This is a genomic window from Clostridium sp. 7_2_43FAA (genome assembly GCF_000158375.2).
Classification (GTDB): Bacteria; Bacillota; Clostridia; order Clostridiales; family Clostridiaceae; genus Clostridium; species Clostridium tertium.
Map to the genome: position 1 here is coordinate 1,289,423 of NZ_JH815222.1, position 25,503 is coordinate 1,314,925.

18 protein-coding genes are annotated in these 25,503 nt (G+C 28.6%); all 18 read left to right on the forward strand.

The genetic code is table 11. The features are described from left to right. Positions 1 to 252 precede the first annotated feature (252 nt). Positions 253 to 2,259 (forward strand): amylo-alpha-1,6-glucosidase, encoded by a 2,007-nt coding sequence (locus CSBG_RS07680; RefSeq protein WP_008678461.1) that lies wholly within the window; start codon positions 253 to 255, stop codon positions 2,257 to 2,259. Between the two features lie 394 nt (positions 2,260 to 2,653). After that, a complete protein-coding gene (locus CSBG_RS07685) occupies positions 2,654 to 2,878 on the forward strand; it encodes a hypothetical protein (RefSeq protein WP_035285168.1) in 225 nt (74 codons plus the stop codon). A gap of 28 nt (positions 2,879 to 2,906) precedes the next feature. Beyond that, on the forward strand, positions 2,907 to 3,251 hold the full coding sequence (locus tag CSBG_RS07690) for a hypothetical protein (protein WP_008678464.1): 345 nt from the start codon (positions 2,907 to 2,909) through the stop codon (positions 3,249 to 3,251). A gap of 427 nt (positions 3,252 to 3,678) precedes the next feature. Further along, complete coding sequence (locus CSBG_RS07695) at positions 3,679 to 5,034, forward strand: nucleobase:cation symporter-2 family protein (RefSeq protein WP_008678466.1); 1,356 nt, start codon at positions 3,679 to 3,681, stop codon at positions 5,032 to 5,034. Between the two features lie 318 nt (positions 5,035 to 5,352). Continuing rightward, positions 5,353 to 6,708, forward strand: coding sequence for a nucleobase:cation symporter-2 family protein (locus tag CSBG_RS07700; protein WP_008678469.1), 1,356 nt, complete (start codon positions 5,353 to 5,355; stop codon positions 6,706 to 6,708). 189 nt (positions 6,709 to 6,897) lie between these two features. Further along, positions 6,898 to 8,658, forward strand: a complete 1,761-nt coding sequence (locus CSBG_RS07705) for a sigma 54-interacting transcriptional regulator (RefSeq protein ID WP_008678471.1) — start codon at positions 6,898 to 6,900, stop codon at positions 8,656 to 8,658. A gap of 148 nt (positions 8,659 to 8,806) precedes the next feature. Continuing rightward, on the forward strand, positions 8,807 to 11,098 hold the full coding sequence (gene xdhA, locus CSBG_RS07710) for a xanthine dehydrogenase molybdenum-binding subunit XdhA (protein WP_008678472.1): 2,292 nt from the start codon (positions 8,807 to 8,809) through the stop codon (positions 11,096 to 11,098). A gap of 12 nt (positions 11,099 to 11,110) precedes the next feature. Next, a complete protein-coding gene (xdhB, locus tag CSBG_RS07715) occupies positions 11,111 to 11,992 on the forward strand; it encodes a xanthine dehydrogenase FAD-binding subunit XdhB (protein WP_008678473.1) in 882 nt (293 codons plus the stop codon). Then, positions 11,985 to 12,458 carry a xanthine dehydrogenase subunit XdhC gene (gene xdhC / locus CSBG_RS07720; RefSeq protein WP_008678474.1) on the forward strand — a complete coding sequence of 158 codons (474 nt, stop codon included), beginning with the start codon at positions 11,985 to 11,987 and terminating at the stop codon, positions 12,456 to 12,458. The genes xdhB and xdhC overlap by 8 nt, the downstream gene beginning before the upstream one ends. Positions 12,459 to 12,512: 54 nt before the next feature. Then, entirely contained in the window at positions 12,513 to 13,874 is a 1,362-nt protein-coding gene (locus CSBG_RS07725; RefSeq protein ID WP_008678475.1) for an 8-oxoguanine deaminase, read from the forward strand. Positions 13,875 to 13,959: 85 nt separating this feature from the next. Continuing rightward, positions 13,960 to 14,538: a molybdenum cofactor cytidylyltransferase gene (mocA, locus tag CSBG_RS07730; protein ID WP_008678476.1), complete on the forward strand. Its 579-nt coding sequence runs from the start codon at positions 13,960 to 13,962 to the stop codon at positions 14,536 to 14,538. Positions 14,539 to 14,732: 194 nt separating this feature from the next. Beyond that, positions 14,733 to 15,953 (forward strand): YgeY family selenium metabolism-linked hydrolase, encoded by a 1,221-nt coding sequence (locus tag CSBG_RS07735; RefSeq protein WP_008678478.1) that lies wholly within the window; start codon positions 14,733 to 14,735, stop codon positions 15,951 to 15,953. Positions 15,954 to 16,116: 163 nt separating this feature from the next. Further along, positions 16,117 to 17,400 carry a sigma 54-interacting transcriptional regulator gene (locus CSBG_RS07740; protein WP_008678480.1) on the forward strand — a complete coding sequence of 428 codons (1,284 nt, stop codon included), beginning with the start codon at positions 16,117 to 16,119 and terminating at the stop codon, positions 17,398 to 17,400. A 142-nt stretch (positions 17,401 to 17,542) separates the two neighbouring features. After that, positions 17,543 to 18,196: an HAD hydrolase-like protein gene (locus CSBG_RS07745; RefSeq protein WP_008678481.1), complete on the forward strand. Its 654-nt coding sequence runs from the start codon at positions 17,543 to 17,545 to the stop codon at positions 18,194 to 18,196. Between the two features lie 1,036 nt (positions 18,197 to 19,232). Beyond that, a complete protein-coding gene (gene ssnA, locus CSBG_RS07750) occupies positions 19,233 to 20,561 on the forward strand; it encodes a putative aminohydrolase SsnA (protein WP_008678483.1) in 1,329 nt (442 codons plus the stop codon). Between the two features lie 173 nt (positions 20,562 to 20,734). Next, complete coding sequence (locus CSBG_RS07755) at positions 20,735 to 22,231, forward strand: hypothetical protein (RefSeq protein WP_242825268.1); 1,497 nt, start codon at positions 20,735 to 20,737, stop codon at positions 22,229 to 22,231. Next, positions 22,161 to 22,472 carry a hypothetical protein gene (locus CSBG_RS18705; RefSeq protein WP_242825269.1) on the forward strand — a complete coding sequence of 104 codons (312 nt, stop codon included), beginning with the start codon at positions 22,161 to 22,163 and terminating at the stop codon, positions 22,470 to 22,472. The genes CSBG_RS07755 and CSBG_RS18705 overlap by 71 nt, the downstream gene beginning before the upstream one ends. A 73-nt stretch (positions 22,473 to 22,545) precedes the next feature. Beyond that, a complete protein-coding gene (gene xdh, locus CSBG_RS07760) occupies positions 22,546 to 25,104 on the forward strand; it encodes a selenium-dependent xanthine dehydrogenase (RefSeq protein ID WP_008678484.1) in 2,559 nt (852 codons plus the stop codon). Positions 25,105 to 25,503 lie beyond the last annotated feature (399 nt).

The window sequence follows — 25,503 nt, forward strand, 5'->3', positions numbered from 1 at the left end:
TTTTTTATAATTAATGAAGGAGATGAATTTATATGGATTAGCCATAAAGCTAATAGCTATTATAATAATATGAATATAAATGTATAAATGTTACACATAAAATAATAAATTAATGATTTTTAACAATACAAGATTGTAGAATATATGAATTAATGATCTTCTTTTTGTACTTCTATACAATTAAAGAAATATACGATTAATTATATAATTAATATGAAAAGCAAAAGCTAAATAAGTTTTGGAGGGATATTTATGAAAAAAACATACAGTTATGGAAGAAGTTCTTTTAAAACAATTGAAGAAGGAAATGAGTTATCTTGGATGATTGGAAATGGAATAGGTGGATATTCTAATTGTACAGTTTCTGGGGGAAGTGCTATGATGCATCATGGATATCTAATAGCAGCATTAAATCCACCAGTTAATAGATATTTAATATTTACAAGAACTCAAGAAGAAGTAAGTATAAATGGTAGGACTTATGATTTAACATCTCAACAATATATTAATGCATCTAAAAATGGACAAGAGCACTTAGATAGGTTTAATTTTGATACGATTCCAGAGTATATTTATAGAGTAGAAGATGTGATAATTAAAAAAAGTATTTCAATGGAGTATGGATACAACACAACTGCAGTTTGTTATGAAATAGAAAATGGAACTGAAGATTTGACTTTCAAAATGATACCATTATTTAATTATAGATTATCAGGAGATTCTATTGAAAAATCAAATTTAAAATTCATTAAAGAAGTTGAAGGTAATAAACTTATTTTAACACCAGAAGAAAATAAAGATGTAAAAATTACCTTTTATGCATCAGAAGGAGAATACTATGATAGAAGTTTAATACCTACTACAATGGCAACTCCTAATTATCTATTTGAAGAAAATCAATATTATATGATAGATAATAGAACAGGATTTTTAGGTATAGATAATCATTATACTCCATACGAAATTAATATAAAAATAAAGGCTAAAGAAACAAAAAGATTTTATGTCATATGTACTTTAGAAGAAGAAATAAATAAAACTGGATTTGAAATAGAAGAAGAATATAAAAAGAGAGCAGAAGATTTGATAAAAAAAGCAGGCTATAAAGATGATTTTGCTAGTAATCTTGTTAAAGCTTCTGATCATTTTATAGTTAATAGAAATAGTACAGGACTTAAAACTATATTAGCAGGATATCCATGGTTTACTGATTGGGGAAGAGATACTATGATTGCCTTTGAGGGATTAGTTTTATGTACTAAAAGATTTAAGGATGCAAGAGAAATATTAGAGTCATTTTCTAAATATGTGAGGAATGGACTAGTACCTAATTTATTTCCAGATGCTAATACTGAACCTTTATATAATACAGTAGATGCATCACTTTGGTATTTTCAAGCCGTTTATAAATATTTAAAATATACGGATACTGATGAAGATTACAAGTTTATAGAGGAAAAAATATATGATAAACTAGTCGAGATTTTTAAAGCATATTCTACTAAAACAGATTTTTCAATAAGAATGGATGAAGATGGATTAATTTTTGCAGGTTCAGGCGTAGATCAAGTAACTTGGATGGATGTAAGAGTTGGAGATTTTGTTGTAACTCCAAGGCATGGTAAGCCTGTGGAGATAAATGCTTTATGGTACAATGCTTTATGTATAATGGAGGAACTTAGAAGTAAGTTTAATAAAGAAGATTTAAATTATAGAAAACTTTCATTGAAAGTAAAAAACTCATTTAATAAAAAGTTTTGGAATGAAGATAAAAAATGTCTTTTTGATGTAGTAGATGAAAATGATGATAAGATTCGTCCAAATCAGTTATGGGCAGTTTCATTACCATTTTCAATATTAGATAGAGAAAAAGAAAAAAGTATTGTTGAAGTTGCATATAAGCATTTATATTCAACTTATGGTTTAAGATCTCTTTCATTTATGGATGAAGAGTTCAAGAATAAATATATAGGGAAGTTATTTAAAAGAGATTTAGCTTATCATATGGGAACAACCTGGGGATTCTTAATTGGACCATTTATTACAGCTTATTGTAAAGTAAATGATTATAATGAAAAAGCTATAAAAAAAGCAAAAGAAATGATATCTGTATTTGAAGATCATATGAAAGATGGATGTATAAATGGAATAGCAGAAATATTTGATGGAGAATTTTCATCTACAAGCAGAGGATGCTATTCACAAGCTTGGAGTGTTGGAGAAGTGCTAAGAATATATTGTGATATTACTAAGGAATAATATTTTATAGTAGCTTAAAGAAGATTTTATTAGCTAAATCATAATGTTTAGTAGATATAAAACTTTAAAAAGAGTTATATAATATATTTAGAACTTTAGGGATTAGAAATTATATTTATTTTATATGTTTCTTCTTTAAGTTATTAAGTGGACATAGATAAGTTTGAAGTGGCTTTTGCAAAAGGCATGGAGAAGTAAACTTATACATGTCTATTTTTTGTTTTTAAATTTGGGAGGAATGAGAATAATTATATCTTTTAGATAGTAATATTATTTTTTAATAGTGATGCATATAAGATATTTGAAAATGATACAAAAAAATTCACGAAATTACATAAATATGTTACAATATAATTATATTTTTATAAAGTCTTTACGAAAGGTGAAAATAATAGTGAAAAAAATAATTAAAGTATCAAATATACTATTTGCTATAGCTATGGTTGTAAGCTTATATGGTTTTTATAAAATATATGAAGTAAGAAAGGATTTACCTGTGGGAGCATGTCCTATTGAAGATAATAGACCTATTTTGTATTTAGGAATTTTATTCATGATATCTTCTATAATAGTATCTTATATAGAAGATAAAAAGATTGAAAAGCAAATTAATAATTAAATATTAATTATATGGTGAGGGAAAAGAAGTGAGACAGCGAATTAAGGGGAATTTCAAAAAGAAAAAATTAAGTACTATTAATACTACATATAAGAAACTTTTACATATTTATAACATTGTAAAATTAAATTATGTTGTAGAGCTGAAATTAGGGGAAAGTTATCTATATGAAAAAGGGGACAATCTTGCTGAAATATTAGAAAATTATTTTAATGATGAAGGATACGATATAATAGTTGAGTGTTATACTGAAGGTAAAAATGCATATTTAATAATTGATTGTGAAGACGAAACAGAGAATATGTGGAATATGGTAAGTTTAATATATAGATTGTTAATAAAGTTTAATATAGAACATGAGGTAATTTGGTAATATCATTATGATAAAAATTATTAAATTGATATACTCGAATTGATAAATCTATAATAGTAAATATACCATTTATAAGAAATTAGGATTATCATTTTAATATTTATATGTAATAATAATGGATAAGAAATTATTTATATAGTAAAAATAAGAGGAAAAAGAAGAATATAGTAAATTAAGAGCCTATTAAAGTTTGGCACACTTATTGCTTTAAAAGTAAGTGAAACTTTAAAGGCTCTTTTAAGTTACAAATAATTAAACATATAGCTATGTGAAAATAATATGAAAAATTTAAACGATTACTTAAGTGATATAAAAGAATAGAACTATTATCAAAATGAGAAGGCTTTTTCAATATGATAATAGCTATATATTCTCGAGTGATGTATTTAGTTTAAATTTAAAATTTACATGAGGGGGAATATATCATATGTTAGAGATGGGTAAAAGAAATAAGAAGAGCACTTCAATATTTGATGTAGAAGGGGTACCATCATTAAAGAAAGCCATGCCATTGTCTTTACAACACTTACTTGCCATGATAGTAGGAAATGTAACTCCAGCTATTATAGTTGCAGGTATTACAGGGATGGATTTAAGTGATAAGACTTTACTAGTTCAATGTTCATTGTTTATGGCTGGTATTGCAACATTAATGCAATTATATCCTATTTGGAAGTTGGGCTCAGGACTACCAGTTGTTATGGGGATAAGTTTTGCGTATGTACCAACTTTAACAGCTATAGGATCAGCTTATGGAATAGAGGCTATATTTGGCGCACAATTTATAGGTGGTATAGCAGCTATATTAGTAGGTGCATTTATAAAGCCTTTAAGAAAGCTATTTCCACCATTAGTAGCAGGAACTGTGGTATTTACAATAGGGTTATCATTATATCCTACAGCAATAAAATATATGGCTGGTGGAGCTTCAGCACAGGATTTTGGATCTCCTATAAATTGGTCTATAGCTATTGTTACTTTAGTTGTAGTCTTATTTTGTAATCATTTTACTAAGGGATATACAAAATTGGCGTCTATTTTAATTGGAATAATTGTAGGATATATTTTTTCTATAATAATTGGAAAAGTAGATTTTACAGCAATTACCAATGTAGGATGGATTCAAGTTCCAACACCAATGCATTTTGGAATTAAGTTTATACCTTCAGCTATAATATCTATGGTAATAATCTATATAGTTAATTCTGTGCAAGCTGTTGGAGATTATTCAGCTACAACAGAAGGTGGATTAGGTAGAGAACCAAAGGATACAGAACTATCAGGTGGAATAATGGCAAATGGAGTATCTAGTATAATTGGAGCATTTTTCGGTGGTTTACCAACAGCTACTTATAGTCAAAATGTTGGAATTGTTGCAATGACTAAGGTTGTAAGTAAGTATATAATTATGCTAGCAGCTGTATTTATGTTAGTTGCGGGCTTTATACCAAAGTTTGGAGCTCTAATTACGACAATACCTCAAAGTGTTTTAGGTGGAGCAACTATTATTGTATTTGCAATGATAACGATGACAGGAATAAAAGTGATTATCAAAGATGAACTTTCAAGTAGAAATATAAGTGTGGTTGGACTTTCGGTTGCTCTTGGAATGGGGATAACACAAGTTCCTGGAGCTTTAGATGCTTTTCCTAGTTGGGTAAATATGGTGTTTGGTAGCTCACCAGTAGTAATTACAACAATTACTGTAATATTACTTAATTTAATATTACCAAAGCAAACAATTGAAGACGAAGATAATGAAAGAAGTAAAATAGAAAGCTAAAGTAAAAGACTATATATAAAATATAACCTTATATATAGTCTTTAATTTTTAAGAATTATTATAATTTAAATGAGTTTATGAGTTTATTTTATTTTATTTTTAATACCAGGAAATTAAAGTTTCTATTGTAGTTACAAATTTTTAAATACTTATATATAGTAATGAATATTGCAAGTAATAGAAATTATTACTAAAGATATATAAGAATAGGGTTATTATCAATATGAGAAGAAATTTTTAAGTTGATAATTATCATATATTCTCGAGTGATGTATTGAGTTTAAATTAATAAATTTACATGAGGGGGAATATATTATTATGTTACAATTGGGAAAAAATAGGACTGGAAGCACTTCGATTTTTGATTTAGATGGGGTACCATCATTAAAGAAAACAATGCCGTTGTCTTTACAGCACTTACTTGCTATGATAGTTGGGAATGTAACTCCAGCACTTATAGTTGCTGGAGCTACGGGGCTTGGAGTAAGCGATACAACTCTCTTAGTGCAAGCATCATTTTTTTTGGCAGGAATTGCAACGTTGATACAATTATATCCTTTGTGGAAAATAGGATCGGGATTACCAATGGTAATTGGGGTTAGCTTTACTTATGTACCAACTTTAACTGCAATAGGGATGTCTTATGGTATAGAAGCTATTTTTGGAGCTCAATTAGTTGGGGGATTTGTAGCTATATTATTTGGAGCTTTTTTAAAGCCAATGAGAAAGTTATTTCCACCATTAGTTGCAGGAACTGTTGTGTTTTCAATAGGATTATCTTTATATCCAACAGCTATAAGATATATGGCTGGAGGCTCTGGTGTAAGCGATTTTGGTTCTCCAATTAATTGGGGGATAGCAATACTTACATTAATAGTAGTGATATTTTGTAATCACTTTACTAAGGGGTATGCTAAATTAGCTTCAATTTTAATTGGAATTGTTGTAGGATATGTCTTTTCAGTAGCATTAGGAAGAGTTGACTTTACACCGATAATGGAAGCTTCTTGGATACAAATGCCAACTCCAATGCATTTTGGAATTAAATTTGTACCTTCTGCAATAATATCTATTAGCGTAATATATATAGTTAATTCTGTTGAGGCTGTAGGAGATCTTTCGGCAATAACAGAAGGTGGACTGGGTAGAGATGCGAAAGATACAGAGATTTCTGGCGGTATAATAGCAAGTGGAATAGCAAGTGTAATAGGGGTTTTCTTTGGAGGGCTTCCAACTGCAACTTATAGTCAAAATGTTGGCATAGTTGCTATGACGAAGGTTATTAGTAAGTTTGTAGTAGCTATAGCAGCTTTATTTATGTTAATTGCAGGATTTATACCTAAATTTGGAGCTTTAATTACAACAATACCTCAAAGTGTTTTAGGTGGAGCAACTGTTATTGTATTTGCAATGATTACAATGACCGGTATTAAGATAATAATTAAAGATGAATTATCAAGCAGAAATGTGAGTATTGTTGGTCTTTCTGTTGCTCTTGGAATGGGAGTAACACAAGTTCCAGGAGTTTTAGATGCATTTCCAAGTGGAGTGGGTATGGTTTTTGGAAGTTCACCAGTTGTAATAACAACTATAGTAGTAATACTGTTAAATTCTATTTTGCCAAAGCAAACTATAGAAGATGAAGAGAATGAAAGAAATAAAATAGAAGGATAATTTGATTAATAAGGCCTATGCATAAAAAAGTAGAATTTTTATGCATAGCCTTTAATATATTTTAAGGCAATAACATAGTAAAATATTATAATTATATAATTAGTAAAATAATGGCATAAGAATTGCTATGAATAATATAATATAAGTAAAATACATGGTTATATAAAAAGCTAAAAGAGGTGTTATGGTATGTCGTCTATATTGAAAGAAATTCAAGGTGCTGTAATGAAATATATTAATATAGTTGAAAAAATATTAATGGTTGATGTAGAAGTGGTTGATGAAAATTTAATAAGAATTGCAGCAACAGGAGCTTATAGAAATAGAATAGATAAAGATATATCAAAGCAAGGATATGCATATAGAGAAGTTTTAAAATCTGGAGAATTTAAAGCTATAACTGAACCAGGAAAAGATATTATTTGTAGTAGTTGTATAAAAAGAGGAAAATGTGAAGAACTATTTGAAATGAGTACACCAATAAAGTTTCAAGGAAGAATTATTGGTGTTATAGGCTTGGTTTGTTTTAGTAAAGAGCAAAAAGATCAGATACTTGCTAGATTTGAAAATTATAAAGCTTTTATGGAACAAATAGCTGAATTTATAAGTACAGCAGCATATGAAGATTTTCAAAGAAAAAGAGAAGATGTAGTAGTAAAATCATTAAATTTAATTATAGATAAAATGGATCAAGGAGTAATGGTTTTAAACAAAAATGATAAAGTAACACATATAAATTCTAAAGGTGTAGAATTAATTAAACATGTTGATAATTTTTTTATATCAAAGGTGTCTATTGAGCCTACAGGAGATAGCTTATTTCAGATGGAAATATATAAAGTATATATTGGAAGTCAATCCTTTCAATTTATAGGTAATATTTTTCCAATGGGACTAAATGATAATCAGTTTGATAAAATTTTCATGTTTAGGGACTATAAAGGATTTAGGGATAATATATCAGAATACACTAATATAAAAAATGTAATAAAGACAGAAAATATTTTAGGACAAACTAAGATAATGCAGGACTTAAAAAGAAAAGTAAAAAAAATAGCTTTATCAACTTCAACGGTATTAGTAACTGGGGAAAGTGGTACTGGTAAAGAGGTGTTTGCAAGATCTATACATAATGAAGGAAATAGAAAATCGAAGGCATTCGTTGCAATAAATTGTGGTGCTATTCCAGATACTTTATTGGAAAGTGAATTATTTGGATACGTTAAAGGTGCATTTACTGGTGCAGATCCTATGGGTAAAATTGGAAAATTTGAACTTGCCAATAAGGGAACTATTTTTTTAGATGAAATTGGTGATATGCCAATATATCTTCAAACAAAGCTACTAAGAGTACTACAAGAGAGAAAAATAACAAGGGTTGGTTCAAATAAAGAAATTGATATAGATGTAAGAGTTATTGCAGCAACAAATAAAAATTTAAAGGAATTAATAAAGGAAAATAAGTTTAGAGAAGATTTATATTATAGATTAAATGTAATACCTTTTGAAATTCCTCCATTAAGAGAAAGAATAGATGATATTGAGATATTAATAGAATTTTTTATTAATAAATATACAAATTTATTGGATAAGAGTTTTGAAAATATAGTGATGACAGAAGATGTAAAGAGGGCTTTTTATAGATATTCTTGGCCAGGGAATGTTAGAGAGTTAGAAAATACTATAGAATTTATAGTTAATATGATAGGAGTAGATGGAATAATAGATAAAGAAGTTATACCTAAGAATATTTTATTATGCGAAAAAGTTGAAAGAAGATTAGATAGCAGTGAAATTGTTCCTCTTAAAGAATTAGAAGAAATGGAAATAAAAAAAGCATTAGATATTTATGGTACAACAACAGAAGATAAGAAGATGATTGCTAAAAAATTGGGAATTGGGATAGCAACATTATATAGAAAGATTGACGAGTACAGATTATTAAAATAGTAAGTAAGAGTAAAAAATTAATTTGAAAATTTTTTACTCTTATAATAAAAACATAAAAAGTAATTATTGACAGGATATTACAAAAGTAATATTATTAAATAATCTACTTCTGTAAACAGTTACAAAAAAGTATTTTTGGAGGTGTAAAATGACTTATAAAGTAATAGGAAGCAATGTAAATAGAATTGATGCAGTTGCTAAAGTTACGGGAAAGGCAAAGTATGTTGATGATTTTTTTGAAAGGGATATGCTTATTGGAAAGGTTCTGAGAAGTCCCTATGCGCATGCAAAAATAAAAGATATAGATGTGAGCGAAGCAAAAAAAATGGATGGAGTAGAAGCCATAATAACATATAAAGATTTGCCAAATATAAAGTTTTCTACAGCTGGCCATCCCTGGTCCTTAGAAGCTAGCCATAGAGATATCGAAGATAGACTTATACTAACAGATAAGGCAAGATTTGTTGGAGATGCTGTGGCAGCAGTTGTAGCAAAAGATGAAGTCATTGCAGAAAGGGCATTAAAACTTATTAAGGTTGAATATGAAGTTTTACCTCATATTATAAATCCTGAAGAGGCAATAAAAGAAGGCGCACCAGTTATACATGAAGAAAGACCTAATAATATTTTAAGTCAAATGGGGTCAGAATCAGGAAATGTAGATGAAGATTTTAAAAATGCAGATAAATTTTTTGAAGGTATTTATGAAACTAGTATAGTACAGCATTGTCAAATGGAAAATCATAGTGCATATGCATATGTTGATAGTGAAGGAAGAATTATAGTTGTTTCATCTACACAAATACCTCATATAGTAAGAAGAGTGGTAGGACAAGCATTTGGAATACCTTGGGGAAAGATAAGAGTAATAAAGCCTTATATTGGAGGCGGTTTTGGGAATAAACAAGATGTAGTTTTGGAACCGCTAACAGTAGCAATGAGCTTAGCTGCAAATGGTAGACCAGTTAGATATACTTTAAGCAGAGAGGAAAGTTTTATAGACAGTAGAACTAGACATGCTATGAAATTTAAATTTAAAACTGCAGTATCAAAAGATGGTAAGCTACTTGGAACATCTGTAGAAAATTTAGTTAATAATGGAGCCTATGCTTCACATGGACATTCAGTAACTATGAGTTCAGGTGGAAAATTTAGACCATTATATAACTTTAATTCAATTAAATATAGTCCGAAAACAGTTTACACAAACTTACCAGTAGCAGGTGCAATGAGAGGATATGGAGCACCACAAATGTTTTTTGCTCTTGAAAGTCATGTTGAAGATATAGCAAGAGAATTAAATATTGATCCAATAGAATTTAGATTAAATAATTTAATTACTGAAGGATATGTAGAGCCAGTTAGCAAAAATATTGCTAGAGCTTTTGCACTTCCGGAATGTATTCAAAAAGGAAAAGAGTTAATAAATTGGGATAAAAAGAAAGATTTATATAAGAATCAAACTGGTGATAAAAGAAGAGGTCTAGGAATGGCGTGCTTTAGTTATTTTAGTGGTACACATCCGGTTTCATTAGAAGCTGCTGGAGCAAGAATAGTTATGAATCAAGATGGATCAGTTCAACTACAAATTGGAGCTACTGAAATAGGACAAGGCAGTGATACTGTATTTGGACAAATGGTATCAGAAGTGTTAGGGCTTCCTTTGGATATGGTACATGTTATAAGTAATCAAGATACTGATATAACACCTTTCGATACTGGATCTTACGCATCAAGACAAACATTTGTATCAGGTGCAGCTGTTAAAAAGGCCGCTTTAGAGGTTAAGGATAAGGTTTTACAATTTGCAAGCGATAAATGTGGATTAGATAAAGAAGCATTAGATATGGAAAATTGTAATATTATTGAAAAGGAATTGGGAAGGGTTGTTTGTTCATTAGAAGAAATAGCTATGGAATCATTTTATGACAGAATAAAATCTGCACCTATAACAAGTGATACATCTGTAAACGTTAGAAGTAATGCAATAGCATATGGTACAACTTTTGTAGAAGTAGAAGTAGATATGAAAACTGGACAAATAGAAGTATTAGAAATTTATAATGTGCATGATTCAGGCATAATAATGAATCATAAATTAGCAGAAGGACAAGTGCATGGTGGAGTTAGCATGTCATTAGGATATGCACTTTCAGAACAAATGTTATTTGATGAAAAAACAGGAAAAACATTAAATAATAATTTATTGGATTATAAATTACAGACAATAATGGATACTCCTAATATAGGCTCTGCATTTGTAGAAAAATTTGAACCAGCAGCTGGGTTTGGTCAAAAATCTCTTGGTGAAAATACAACAATATCACCAGCACCAGCAATACGTAATGCTGTATTAGATGCAACAGGAGTTGCCTTTAATAAAATTCCAATGAATCCTCAGTCAGTTTTTGAGAAATTTAAAGAACTTGGACTAATATAAGGAGGAAGAGACATGTTTGATATAAGTAATATTTATGAACCTAAAACTATGGAAGAAGCTTTAGATATTTTAGATAATAAAGAAAATATAAAAATTATTGCTGGTGGAACAGATGTGTTAATAAAATTACACCATGGTGATATGCTTGGAATCGAGCTTTTAAGTATAAGAAATATAGAAGAGTTAAAAGCAATACAATTAAATGAGAATGAGGATATAGAAATAGGAGCTATGTGTTCTTTTACAGATATATTTAGAAATGAAATAATAAACGAAAATATATATGTATTATCAGAAGCAGCAGTATCTATGGGTGGACCACAAGTGAGAAATATGGCAACTATTGGTGGAAACGTATGTAACGGGGCAGTTTCAGCAGATAGTGCAACAACATTATTTGCTTTAAATGCACAGCTTTTGTTAAGAAGAAAAAATGAAGAAAGAATAGTGCCGATAAGAGAATTTTATTTGGGACCAGGTAAGGTTAGTATTTTTCCAGATGAAATATTAGTAAAGATAATAATAAGAAAAGAAGATTATAAGGGATATAAAGGAAATTATATAAAATTTAGTAATAGAAAGGCTATGGATATAGCAATGTTAGGTGTATCTGTAGTTGGAGCTATTGAAAATAATAAATTTAATGATTTAAGAATATCATTGGGGGTAGCAGCACCAACTCCAGTAAGATGCTTAAAAGCAGAAGATTTTGCAAGGGGCATTGAAATAAATATGAAAAATATTATAGAAATATCAGAAAAAGCATTACTAGATGCTAAACCAAGAAATTCGTGGAGAGGTTCTAAGGATTTTAGAGAACATTTGATAAAAGAATTAACTAAGAGAGGAATCTTAGAGGTAATTAAAAGGGCTGGAGGTGTAGTTAATGAGTAATGAATTTATGAAGAGAATAACTCTTACAATTAATGAAAAAAAGCATAGTCTAGAAGTGGATATAAGAGAAACTTTATTAGATGTATTAAGAGAAAGATTACATTATACAGGAGTAAAAAGAGGTTGTTCTGTTGGAGAATGTGGTGCTTGCACAGTATTGGTAGATGGAGTACCAATAGACTCATGTATATATATGGCTGTTTGGGCAGATGGGAAAGAGGTTTTAACAGTAGAAGGAGTAGAGAAAAATGGAGAACTTTCAAAGGTGCAAAAAGCATATATAGAAGAAGGTGCAGTACAATGTGGTTTTTGTACTCCTGGGTTAGTCCTTACAACTACTTCCCTTGTAAATAGTGGTAAGAAATTTACTGATGAAGAAATAAAGAGAGAAATTTCAGGACATTTATGTCGTTGTACAGGATATCAAAAGATATTTAACGCAACAAAAAAATCTTTAGAAGAATAAATAAAATTAAAGTAAATTAAAGCTAATTAATTTATAAAGCCTGGAGGGGTTATTATGAAAAATACCTTATTTATAAAAAATATAAAAGCTTTAGTGACATGTGACGAGAAAGATAATTTATTTGAAAATGTAAATTTATATATTGAAGATGGAGTTATAAAATATATAGGAAATGATGTATATGAGGCAAATGAGGTAATTGATGCAAAGGATATGTATGTTTATCCAGGACTTGTAAACAGTCATCATCATCTTTTCCAAACCTTTACTAGAAATTTACCACAAGTTCAAAATATGGAGCTTTTTGATTGGTTAACTACCTTATATGAAATATGGAAAGGTGTAGTTTCTGAATCAGTAAGGTACAGTTCTTTAGTTGGCATGGGAGAATTAATGAAGTACGGTTGTACAACCTGTTTTGATCATCATTATCTTTTCCCAGAAAAAGCTGAAGAAACTCTTATTGATGAACAATTTAATTCAGCTAAAGAGCTTGGAATTAGGTTTCACGCTTCAAGGGGAAGCATGAATTTAAGCAAGAAAGATGGAGGACTCCCACCAGATTCAGTTGTTCAAAAAATGGATAAGATTTTATATGATTCTGAAAGAATAATAAAAAAATATCATGATGCAAATGAATTTTCTATGAGACAAGTTGCTTTAGCACCATGCGCTCCATTTAATGTTACAGCTGAACTTATGAAAGAAAGTGCATCTTTAGCTAGAAAATATAATGTAAGGCTTCATACACATTTAGCAGAAACAAAGGATGAAGAAAAGTATACTCTTGAAAGATTTAATATGAGACCTCTTGAATATATGGAAACTCTTAATTGGATCGGAAATGATGTATGGTATGCTCATGGAATTCATTTTAATACAGATGAACTTAAAGTTTTAGCAAAGACTCAAACTGGTGTAGCACATTGCCCGATTTCTAATATGAAATTATCATCAGGAATAGCAAGAATTCCAGAAATGATAAATTTAGATGTTCCAGTAGGGTTAGCTGTCGATGGAAGTGCAAGTAATGATGGATCAAACCTTTTAGAAGAACTTAGAGTTTGCTATTTACTTCATAGATTGAATTGGAGTAATAAAGCACCAACAGGTTATGATATATTAAAATTAGCGACAAAGGGAAGCGCTAGGGTTCTCGGAAGAAAAGATTTAGGAGAACTTTCAGTTGGAAAGGCTGCTGACTTATTTATGATAAATTCTAATAGGATAGAATTTATAGGTGCAGAATATGATCCGAAATCAATACTAGGTACAGTAGGATGCAAAGCACCTGTGGATTATACTATAATAGCTGGGAAAGTAGTTGTGAAAGATGGTAAGCTTACTACAATAGATGAAGAAAAAACTGTTTTTGAAGCTAGAAAAGCAGTGAAAAATTTATTTGCTAAAATATAATGAATATATAAAATTTCTTTGTAAAGTAAATTAAATAAATTTATTAGATGGAAGCGCTTACTTAAGAATAAAGGTGTGGGGATGTATGAATGGAATAATTTTAGCATCTGGGTTTAGTAGAAGAATGGGGAAAAATAAATTGTTAATGAATATTGGAGAAGAAGTAATCCTCCAAAAAGTTATAAGAGAAATAAAGAAAAGTGATATTTCCAATATAATTCTAGTTGCAAGAGAAGACAATGTTATTGAGATTGGAATTAGAGAAGAAATACAGGTAATAAAAAATGAATCTGCTACTTATGGACAAAGCCAATCTATAAAGGTTGGATTAACAAAGGTAAATGCAAATCAAAACTTTATGTTTTTTTGTGGAGATCAGCCATTTATAGATAGTAGTTCTATAAATAAATTAATAACTGCATCTATAAGACTTAAAGATAATATAATAATACCCAGGGTAAAAGGCAAAACAGGGAGTCCTGTCATTTTTCCTAAATTTTTAAAAGATGAATTAGAGGCATTAAAAGGGGATGTTGGAGGTCGAGAAGTAATAAAAAGTAATAATAGTAAAGTTATATATGTAGATATAAATAATGATTTATTTCTTCAAGATATTGATACTATGGATGACTATAAAAAATTCATTACAAATATAGAGGAATAATAAGCAGTTATCAAAATGATAGAAATTATTATTTTGATAACTGCTTAAATAATATTATTGAGTTTATATATGAAGGGTTACTTATTATAATGAAATTTTATAATAAATTATTATTATTTTAATGAAATATTTGGCATAAAATATGCTTCATACATAAATATATATCTTTAGAGATTAAGGTGGAGGGAACCAAGATGGATTATAGGTTTATATCTGAAGAGGTCATGAAATGTGCTGAGAAATACAAAGAAGATATGAGTGACTTTTTAAGAGAGATAATAGCCATACCTTGCGAAAGTTGTAATGAAGAGCTTAAGATAATTAGAATAAAAGAGGAAATGGAAAAGGTTGGTTTTGATAGAGTAGAAATAGATCCAATGGGTAATATTTTAGCTTATATTGGAACAGGAAATCATTTAATAGCTATGGATGGGCATGTTGATACTGTAGGTGTTGGAGATCCAAGCCTTTGGAATTATAACCCATACGAAGGTGATGAAGATGCAGAGATAATTTTAGGAAGAGGAGCAAGTGATCAAGGCGGTGGATTAGTAGCCATGGTTTATGCAGGAAAAATAATTAAAGATTTAAATTTAGAAAACGACTATACTTTACTTATAACATGTACGATTCAAGAAGAAGATTGTGATGGGCTTTGTTGGCAATATATAATTAATGAGGATAATATAAGGCCAGAATTTGTAGTAATTACAGAACCTACTTCATGTAATATAAATAGGGGACATAGAGGGAGAGTTGAAATAAAGGTTAGTACTAATGGAATAAGTTGCCATGGATCAGCTCCAGAAAGAGGAGAAAATGCAATATTTAAGATGGCTCCAATATTAAATGAATTAAAAAATTTAGATAATGATCTTATGGATAATGATTTTCTTGGTAAAGGTACATTAACTGTATCTGAAATATTTTACTCATCACCTTCAAGATGTGCTGTTGCAGATGGATGTAGTATTTCTATAGATAGAAGATTAACAGATGGAGAAACTTATCAATTTGCAATAAATCAAATTAAAGAGTTACCTTCAGTAAAAAAGGCACAAGCACAAGTATCTATGTATAATTATAATAGAGAATCCTATACAGGGCTTTCTTATGAAACACAAGCATATTTTCCAACATGGGTTATACCTGAAGAACATGAAGTATGTCAGACACTTATGGAAACATATAGAAGTTTATTTAAGGTAGAACCTATTGTAGATAAATGGATATTTTCAACTAATGGTGTTTCTATAATGGGGCGATATGGTATTCCATGTATAGGTTTTGGCCCAGGTCATGAGGATCAAGCTCATGCACCAAATGAAAGAACCTGGAAGAGTGAAATGGTAAAGGCAGCAGCTATGTATGCATTGATTCCGACAATTTATATGAATAGAATAATTAATAAATAAATTAAAATGAAGCATTAGATATAAAATAAGCTTATAATAAGGTTATTTTATAAGTCTAAGCTTCTTTTTTATGATTATAATAATTGTAAGACCAAGGGAAAAATGGTAACATAATAGTGTGAGAGGATATGACAATCAATAATATAATACAAAAGGTGATAGCATGGAAGAAAAGTTTATTGAAGACATAGCTAATAAAATAAGCGATGGGATTATAATTTTAAATTCTAACGACAAAGTAATTTATGCAAACAATTACGTAAGAAAAGCCTTAAATATCCAAAGTATTGATTTAGAAAAAGTAGAAATATCTATAGGGAAATATCCGGAAGCTAATAAAATTGGGATAAAAGCTAAGGGGATTGATTATGACGGTATAGGAGAATTATTAGAAGTTGATTTTGATTCATACAACTATAAAAATATTATTATATTAAACAAGATTTGTAAAAAAGATAAATGTAATAATATAATTAAAAATAATGTATGGGGAGAAATAAAATTAGAATCTATAATTGGCGAATCAGAGGCTATGCAAAATATTAAAAGGAAAATTATAAAAATAGCAAATTCAACTTCATCAGTGCTTATAACAGGAGAAAGTGGTACTGGTAAGGAAGTTATAGCAAGAGCTATACATTCACAAAGCAATAGAAGGAATAAGCCGTTTATAGCTATAAATTGTGCAGCTATACCAGAGGCACTACTTGAAAGTGAATTATTTGGTTATGCAAAAGGAGCATTTAGTGGAGCAAGTAATAGTGGTAGAATAGGTAAGTTTGAACTTGCCAATGGAGGAATAATATTTCTAGATGAAATAGGAGATATGCCTTTATCACTACAAGTAAAGCTTCTTAGAGTTCTTCAAGAAAGAAAGTTTGTCAAAATAGGTTCCAATAAAATGATAAATTTGGATATAAGAGTAATAGCTGCAACTAACAAAGATATTAAAGAAATGATAAAAGAAAAAAAGTTTAGAGAAGATCTTTATTATAGAATAAACGTAATACCAATAGAATTGCCAAATCTTTCAGAAAGAAAAGAAGATATAAAGCAGTTAGTACTAAATTTTATAGATAAATATTGTGCTACCTATAGCTTAGAAAAAATTTATATAGAAGACGATGTTATAGAAAAATTAAGAAACTATCCATGGGAAGGAAATATAAGAGAGTTACAAAATGCTGTGGAATTTATGATAAATTTAGTAGATGAAGATAATGTGATAACATGCAGCATACTTCCTGATAATATAGTAGATTATTATAATAGACATAATGAAACCGATTTAGACAAAATTGTAGATGGAGATTTTATAACTTTAGAGGAGTTAGAAAAAAGATATATAAATTATGCTTTAGAAAAATATGGTCATGATACTAAAGGAAAATCTAAGGCTGCTAAAAAACTTGGAATAGGTTTAGCTACTTTATATAGAAAAAGTTGAAAATATTTCATATTATACTGTTTATTATATTTTTAATTATAAAGAAAATACGTTATTCTATATAAAATAATTATAGTATTTTATAAATAGTTTTTTATTTAATAAATATCAAATGAATAACACTTAAGGAAGGTTCTTGTTAATGAGATATAAATGTTTAATTTTAGATCACGATGATACAGTTACTATTAGCACCTCCAATATACATTATCCATCATTTATTGAAGCACTTAAAGTACTAAGACCTAATACAAAATTATTAACTTTAGAAGAGTTTGTCCATAATTGTTTTAGTCCTGGATTTTCTGAATTATGTAAGGATGTATTAAAGTTTAGTAAAGAAGAGCAAGAATATCAATATAAAGTATGGACTAGCTATACAAAATCTAAAATTCCAGATTTTTATCCTGGTTTTGCAAAATTGATAAAGGAATTTAAGAATTTAGGGGGAATTATTTGTGTTGCTTCCCATTCAGAAAGCAAACAAATTGAAAGAGATTATAAGATTAATTGTGGAGTTGTACCAGATAAAATATTTGGATGGGATATTGAAGAAGGTAAGAGAAAGCCAAATCCTTTTCCAATCGAGGAAACTATGAGGCTATTTAATTTAAATAAAGAAGATATATTAGTAGTAGATGACTTGAAGCCAGGATTAGATATGGCAAAAGCTTATAAGGTAGACTTTGCAAGTGCTGGTTGGTCTCATGTAATACCAGAAATAATTGAATTTATGAAAGAAAATTCAAATTATTATTTAACAAGTGTTAGCGAGTTAAGCGAGCTAGTGCTATAAAGAAGGGAGAAATTATATGAGCAGATTATCGAGATAAATTATGTAATTATTATAGCAACTATTATTAATTTCTTTTTACTATTTGGTATTATAATATTAATATATAAATTGATTAAGAAATTTAGAGGTATTAAATTGAGAAATAAAGAAATGAGCGAAAAAATAGATTTCATTTATAATAAATTAAAAGATTAAATAAATTTCAAAATTAAGTGGTAGCTATAAAGAATTAATAGCTATCACTTATATTTTGACCATTTTATATTAGAGGAGTTATTAAAAATTATATCAATCTTTTTGAGCTTATTACTGCAATAAGGGCATAATTTCATAAGTTCACCTTGAAATATTATTCTTTATTATAATTATATTATAAAATGAATATATATAAATAAATGGTTTTAAATTATGGCAATATATTAGCTTTTAAAATATATACTACTAAGGTATACATTTTAAAAGCTTTTCTTATATGTAGGTAAATTACAAATCCTTTTTATAATCTAATGTATTAAAAGTATATTTATTATCTATTTATTTCTTTAATTTTAAGCATATATATTTAAATTTTTAGTGTATTGAAATAAAGAAATAGAATAAAAAACTTACATATTATCATCTTTAATTCTTAAAATGATAATTACAATTACTAAATTGATAATAAACCTAAATTTAGTAGTAATAAAATTAATATTATATTCAAATAAGACTATAAATAACTTATTAATAATTTCTAATTATTAGAGTGTTTCCAATCAAAGTATTGTCGTAAGGGTTTGCTATATTTTAAAATCATATAATATTTCAAGTTTACTCTTTTTAATAGACATATTAGACATTTAATATAATATATTTATTTGTTTTTAGAGTATCAATTTAAATATATATAAGAATATCAATTCAAATAATGTTTAAAACTGAAAAAGTACTTTAATAAAAATAATTAAAATAAAATTAAGTAAAAGGATAATTTTATAAAATTGGCATAGATAATGCTAAGTATAATTTTAATTATATTATACTGGAGGGATAATAAATGATTTTAATTGGTAATGGTATAGTTATAACCCAGGATATTAATAATCCCATTATAAATAATGGAGCTATTGCTATAAAAGAAAATTTAATTATTGAAGTTGGAGATTATGAAATTTTAAAAGCTAAATATAAGGATTATGAATTTATTGATGCTAAAGGTAAGGTTATAATGCCCGGATTAATAAATACACATCATCATATATATAGTGCCTTTGCTAGAGGTATGGATGCAAAAGAAGAACCAGCAGAAAATTTTAATCAAATACTAGAAAGACTTTGGTGGAAACTAGATAAAAAGTTGACACTTGAAGATACAAAATATAGTGCTTACACAACATATATTGATTGTATTAAAAATGGTGTTACTACAGTTTTTGATCATCATGCAAGTCCTATGAGTATAACAGGTAGTTTATTTACTATAGGGGATGTAGCTAAGGAACTTGGAATTAGAACTTCATTATGCTATGAAGTATCAGACAGAGATGGATATAAAATAACTGATGAAGGAATAAATGAAAACGTAAACTTTATTAAGCATGCTAATAAAGATTCAAGTGATATGATAAAAGGCCTATTTGGACTTCATGCGGCTTTTACATTAAGTAATAAAACTTTAGAAAAATGTGCTGAAGAAATTCAAGGCTTAAATTCAGGATTTCATATTCATGCTGCAGAGGGAATATCAGATTTACATGAGTCTTTAAAGAGCAGTGGAAAAAGAGTCATTGAAAGACTTCATGATTTTAATATCTTAGGAGAAAAAACTTTAGCAGTTCATTGTGTCCATATAAATGATAGGGAAATGGAATTGTTAAAATATACTAATACAAATGTAGTTAATAATCCAGAGTCTAATATGGGAAATGCAGTTGGGTGTTCTCCAGTATTAGAAATGATAAATAAAGGTATAAATATAGGAATGGGAACTGATGGATATACTAGCGATATGTTTGAATCAATGAAGGTTTTCCCTATAATACAACGACATAATAGATGTCATCCAAGTGTAGCTTTTAATGAAACATTTAAGCTGTTATTTGAAAATAATAGAAATATAACAAATAGATTTTTTAATAAAGATCTTGGGATATTAAAAGAAGGAGCTTATGGAGATGTGATTATAGTTGATTACAATCCTCTAACTCCTATGAATGCAAGTAATATAAATGGTCATATGCTTTTTGGATTTACAGGAAGATCTGTAATAACAACTATTATAAATGGAAAAATTGTTATGAAAAATAGAGAGTTAGTAAATATAGATGAAGAAAAAATATTTGTAGATTCGAGAAAAATAGCTCAAAAGTTATGGGATCAAATGTAAGAGTTCTTAATTATATGTTTAATAAGTTTTTTACGTATATGGGAATAGAAAAGTTCGTATTAACTTTAATAGAAGTGATAGAGTAAGTAAACTTATATCAAAATTTGTTAATAATTAAAATTTATAGTGATAGGAATTCATATTAAATTTGTTTTAAGAAAGGTGGAACAATTATGAGCGATGTAATGAAAGTAATGTCTTTTGAAAAAATTCTTGAGATAACTCTTAAAGATTATTATACAAAAGGAAAAATATTTGGAATAGAAGAAAAGGATTTTTATAGAGATATTGATAATAGTATAGAAATGAATTTTTGCGGTGAGTATTTAAGATTCCCAGTAGGTCCTGCAGCAGGCCCACATACACAATTAACTCAAAACTTTTTAGTAGCTTATTTAACAGGTTGTAGATATTTTGAACCTAAGACTGTTCAAATAGTAGATGGAAAAGAAATGCAAGAAATGATAGCAAGACCTTGTATTGATGTTAAAAATGTAGGATACAATGTAGAATGGTCTACAGAATTAACAGTTGAAGAAGCAAAAGAAGAGTATATTAAAGCCTCTGTATTGTTGCAAGTAATGGGAATTGAGCTTGGATTATCTGATGTAAAAGATTTTATACTTAATATAAGTGTAGGATATGATCTTAAAGGAATTCAATCAAAAAAGATTTCTGACTTTATTGATGATCTTAAAGAATCAAAAGATACTAAGGCTTTTAAAGAATGTATAGAAGTATTAAAGAAAAATATAAATAATTTTAAAAGATTTAAATTAGAAGATATAGATAAGATAAGTTCAAAGATTACAAATATAATTACACTTTCAACAATGCATGGATGTAAAGCAAGTGAAATTTTAGATATAGCAACTCACTTATTATCAAATAAAAAGATAAATACATTATTAAAATGTAATTCTACGTTGTTAGGATATGATGCTGTAAGGAAAATATTAGATGATTTAGGATACAATGATATCGAGTTAAAAAGAGAAGACTTTGAACATGATTTACAATTTGATATGGCTAAAGAAATAATAGCTAAACTATTGCAAATAGGTAAAGAAAATGATGTAACATTTGGAGTGAAATTAACAAATACATTACCTGTAGTTAATAATAGAAATATTATGCCAGGAGATGCTATGTATATGTCTGGAAAACCGCTTTATCCAATAGCAATAAATGTAGCTAAAAATATTGCTAGTGAGTTTAAGGACATAAATATGTCCATATCAGGAGGAATAGATAAAAATAACGTGTTAGATGTATTTAATACTGGAATTGCACCTATTACTATAGCTACACTATTTTTGCAACCAAAAGGATATATAAATAATATTACTGTATTAAATGAAATGAAAAAAGCAGGACATGCACCTAAAGGATTAAATATTGAAGCTTTAAATGAATTAGCAGATAAGGCAAAGAATGATTCTAATTATAAAAACAAAGGTAATGGTAAAGTTTTAGAAGATAAATTAGAAACTTTTGATTGTTTAAAGAATTGTGGAATTTGCGTTGATGTGTGTCCAAATAGAGCTAATATGAGAGTACCTGTTGAAGGACTTTCAGCTAATTATCAAATAGCTCACGTTGAAAATATGTGTAATGAATGCGGGAACTGCCATATGTTCTGCCCGAAAGGGCGGATTCCCTTATCTTAAGAAAGTAACTATTTATAAGAATTTAGAAGAATTTAATAATTCGAAGAATACTGGATTATTAAGAATTGAAGAAGATAAATTCTTATTACGAGAAGAAGGAAAAGAATATATATATGTAGTTAATTCAAAAGAAGAAAAGAGTAAATTAGAAATTACTGCTGAAACAATTTTAAAAGATTATTCTTATTATATTGATGAAGGAAATACTTTAAAAGAAGAAGAACTAAAAAACTACGTATAATAAGTTATCAAAAAGATTTTTTATTTATAAAACACTAAAATTATTATTTTGATAATTGGGAGGAGCAAATTAAATGTATAGTTTTAAGCTCAATGGTAAAAATGTATCAGTAAATGAAGATATGGGTTTACTTGATTATTTAAGAGATATAGCACAATTGACATCCGTAAAAAATGGTTGTGCAGAAGGTGCTTGTGGTGCTTGTATGGTATTAATTGATGGTATAGCACAAAGAGCATGTATTCAAAAGTTAAGTAGATTAGAAAATAAAGATGTAATCACAGTTGAAGGAATTAGTGAAAGAGAAAGAGATGTTTTTGCTTATGCCTTTGGTAAATGTGGAGCAGTACAATGTGGATTTTGTATTCCAGGAATGGTTATAAGTGCAAAGGGATTACTTGATAAAAATTTAAATCCTACTGAAGAAGAGATAAAAAATGCTCTTAAAGGGAATATATGTAGATGCACTGGATATGTAAAAATTATAAAAGCAATTAATTTAGTTGCAGAACTTTTAAGAAATAATGAAGAAGTACCTAAAGTATATTGTAAAGGATTAGTAGGAGAAAATTTACCTAGAATTGATGCTGAAGTTAAGACTTTAGGAATTGGTAAATATGCAGATGATTTATATTTTGATGAAATGCTTTATGGATCTGCATTAAGATCAAAATATCCAAGAGCATTAGTTAAAAATATAGATACATCAAAGGCAAAAGCATTAGATGGTGTTTATGCTGTTTTAACGGCAAAAGATATACCAGGGGATAGATTTATAGGTCATTTAGTCCAAGATTGGCCAGCGATGATAGATATTGGAGAAGAAACTAGATATTTAGGGGATGCTGTTGCTTTAGTAGCTGCAAGAGATAAAAAGATATTAAAAGAAGCATTAAATCTTATAGAAGTAGATTACGAAGAACTTTCACCTGTAATAAATCCAGAAATGGGAATGAAAGATGATGCGCCTAAAGTTCATGAAAGTGGAAATATATTAAGTAGGCAATATCTAAAAAGAGGAGATGCTGATGAGGCTATAAAAAATTCAAAATATGTTGTAACAGAAAAGTATAGAACGCCACCAACTGAACATGCTTTTTTAGAACCAGAATGTGCAGTTGCTAATTATGAAGATGGAATTCTAACAGTATATACAGGTGGGCAAGGAGTTTATGATGAACTTCGTGAAATAGGAAAGCTTCTAAACTTAGATCCAAGTGAATTAAGAATTAAAAGCATGCTTGTAGGAGGAGGATTTGGAGGTAAGGAAGATATGAGTGTTCAACATCATGCGGCACTTTTAACTTACTATACAAAGAAGCCAGTAAAAGTTGCATTAAGCAGAAAAGAAAGTATAATAATCCATCCAAAGAGACATGCAATGGAAATGGAATTTACTACAGCTTGTGATGAAAATGGAATTTTAACTGGAATGAAGGCAAGAATAATTTCAGATACTGGAGCTTATGCATCATTAGGGGGACCTGTATTACAAAGAGCTTGTACTCATGCTGCTGGACCTTATAATTATCAAGATGTGGAAATAGAAGGTATTGCTGTATATACTAATAATCCACCGGCGGGAGCATTTAGAGGATTTGGAGTTACTCAATCAGCTTTTGCAAATGAATGTAACATAAATAAGCTTGCAGAACTTGTAGGAATCTCACCATGGGAGTTTAGGTATAAAAATGCAATTAGACCAGGTCAAGTTTTACCTAATGGACAAATTGCTGATGAAGGAACTGCATTAGTAGAAACTTTAGAAGCTGTAAAAGATGCTTTTGAAAATAATAAAAATGTCGGTATATCTTGTGCATTTAAAAATGCTGGCTTAGGTGTAGGCATTCCAGATACAGGTAGATGTAGAATAGTAATTAAGGATGGTAAGGCTGTTATAAGAACTTCAGCAGCTTGTATTGGACAAGGTGTTGGTACAATAGCAACACAAATTCTTTGTGAAACTACAGGAATAGATCCAAAGCAAGTTTCAGTAGATAATCCAGATACTTTTACTACACCAAACTCAGGAACAACAACAGCTTCAAGACAAACTGTATTTACAGGAGAAGCAACAAGAGCAGCAGCTTTGAAACTAAAAGATGCTTTAAAGGATAAAGTTTTGGGGGAGCTTGAGGGTGAAGAATTCTATGGGGAATATGTTTCAGATACAGATCCGATGGGGAGTACAAAGCCTAATCCAGTAAGTCACGTTGCTTATGGATATGCAACTCAAGTAGTAGTTTTAGATGATAATGGTAAGGTAATGAAAGTAGTTGCAGCTCATGATATTGGAAGAGCTGTAAATCCTATAGCTGTAGAAGGTCAAATTGAAGGTGGAGTGGTTATGGGACTTGGATATGCTTTAACAGAAGATTATCCATTAAAGAATGGAGTTCCATTAGCTAAATTGGGAACCTTAGGATTATTTAGATCAACAGGAGTTCCAGAAATAGAAACCATATTAATTGAAAAGAATAAATCTAGCTTAGCATATGGAGCAAAAGGCGTTGGAGAAATTGTTGTTGTTCCAGCTGCTCCAGCAATGCAAGGGGCATACTACAAGTTAGATGGTGAGTTTAGGACTAAATTACCATTAGAAAATACTTTTTATAAGAAAGCAAAAAAATAATTTGAAAAATAATTAAATACTAATACTATAAAGTCATCTTTTTGAGTAGTATAAGATAAATTAATTTATCATTTACCCAAAAGATGATTTTTTTATAAAAAATAATAAAGGTTACATAATTGAAAGATATAAGTAATATATATAAATACTACAAAGGAAAAATAAAAAATATAATAAATTTATAAATTGATATTAGGAGATGATTTTTTATGAGAAAAATAAAAGATGTTTTAACTGTTGTTGCTTTAGTAGTATTTGCTGGATATGATGAAGAAAAATTTAATTTGTAAAATATATTCAAAGTAGACATATTAAATATTAATTCAAATTTTGAAGCATAGTTATTTAAAAATTATAGTAATTAATAAAAATATTTTGAATTTACCTCATTATTGAGAT

Coding starts and splice junctions, on each gene's coding strand:
- CSBG_RS07745 (WP_008678481.1), top strand. CDS start 17,543: ATGAGATATAAATGTTTAATTTTAGATCACGATGATACAGTTACTATT.
- CSBG_RS07740 (WP_008678480.1), top strand. CDS start 16,117: ATGGAAGAAAAGTTTATTGAAGACATAGCTAATAAAATAAGCGATGGG.
- xdhB (WP_008678473.1), top strand. CDS start 11,111: ATGTTTGATATAAGTAATATTTATGAACCTAAAACTATGGAAGAAGCT.
- xdh (WP_008678484.1), top strand. CDS start 22,546: ATGTATAGTTTTAAGCTCAATGGTAAAAATGTATCAGTAAATGAAGAT.
- xdhC (WP_008678474.1), top strand. CDS start 11,985: ATGAGTAATGAATTTATGAAGAGAATAACTCTTACAATTAATGAAAAA.
- CSBG_RS07755 (WP_242825268.1), top strand. CDS start 20,735: ATGAGCGATGTAATGAAAGTAATGTCTTTTGAAAAAATTCTTGAGATA.
- xdhA (WP_008678472.1), top strand. CDS start 8,807: ATGACTTATAAAGTAATAGGAAGCAATGTAAATAGAATTGATGCAGTT.
- CSBG_RS07705 (WP_008678471.1), top strand. CDS start 6,898: ATGTCGTCTATATTGAAAGAAATTCAAGGTGCTGTAATGAAATATATT.
- CSBG_RS07735 (WP_008678478.1), top strand. CDS start 14,733: ATGGATTATAGGTTTATATCTGAAGAGGTCATGAAATGTGCTGAGAAA.
- CSBG_RS07700 (WP_008678469.1), top strand. CDS start 5,353: ATGTTACAATTGGGAAAAAATAGGACTGGAAGCACTTCGATTTTTGAT.
- ssnA (WP_008678483.1), top strand. CDS start 19,233: ATGATTTTAATTGGTAATGGTATAGTTATAACCCAGGATATTAATAAT.
- mocA (WP_008678476.1), top strand. CDS start 13,960: ATGAATGGAATAATTTTAGCATCTGGGTTTAGTAGAAGAATGGGGAAA.
- CSBG_RS07725 (WP_008678475.1), top strand. CDS start 12,513: ATGAAAAATACCTTATTTATAAAAAATATAAAAGCTTTAGTGACATGT.
- CSBG_RS07680 (WP_008678461.1), top strand. CDS start 253: ATGAAAAAAACATACAGTTATGGAAGAAGTTCTTTTAAAACAATTGAA.
- CSBG_RS07695 (WP_008678466.1), top strand. CDS start 3,679: ATGTTAGAGATGGGTAAAAGAAATAAGAAGAGCACTTCAATATTTGAT.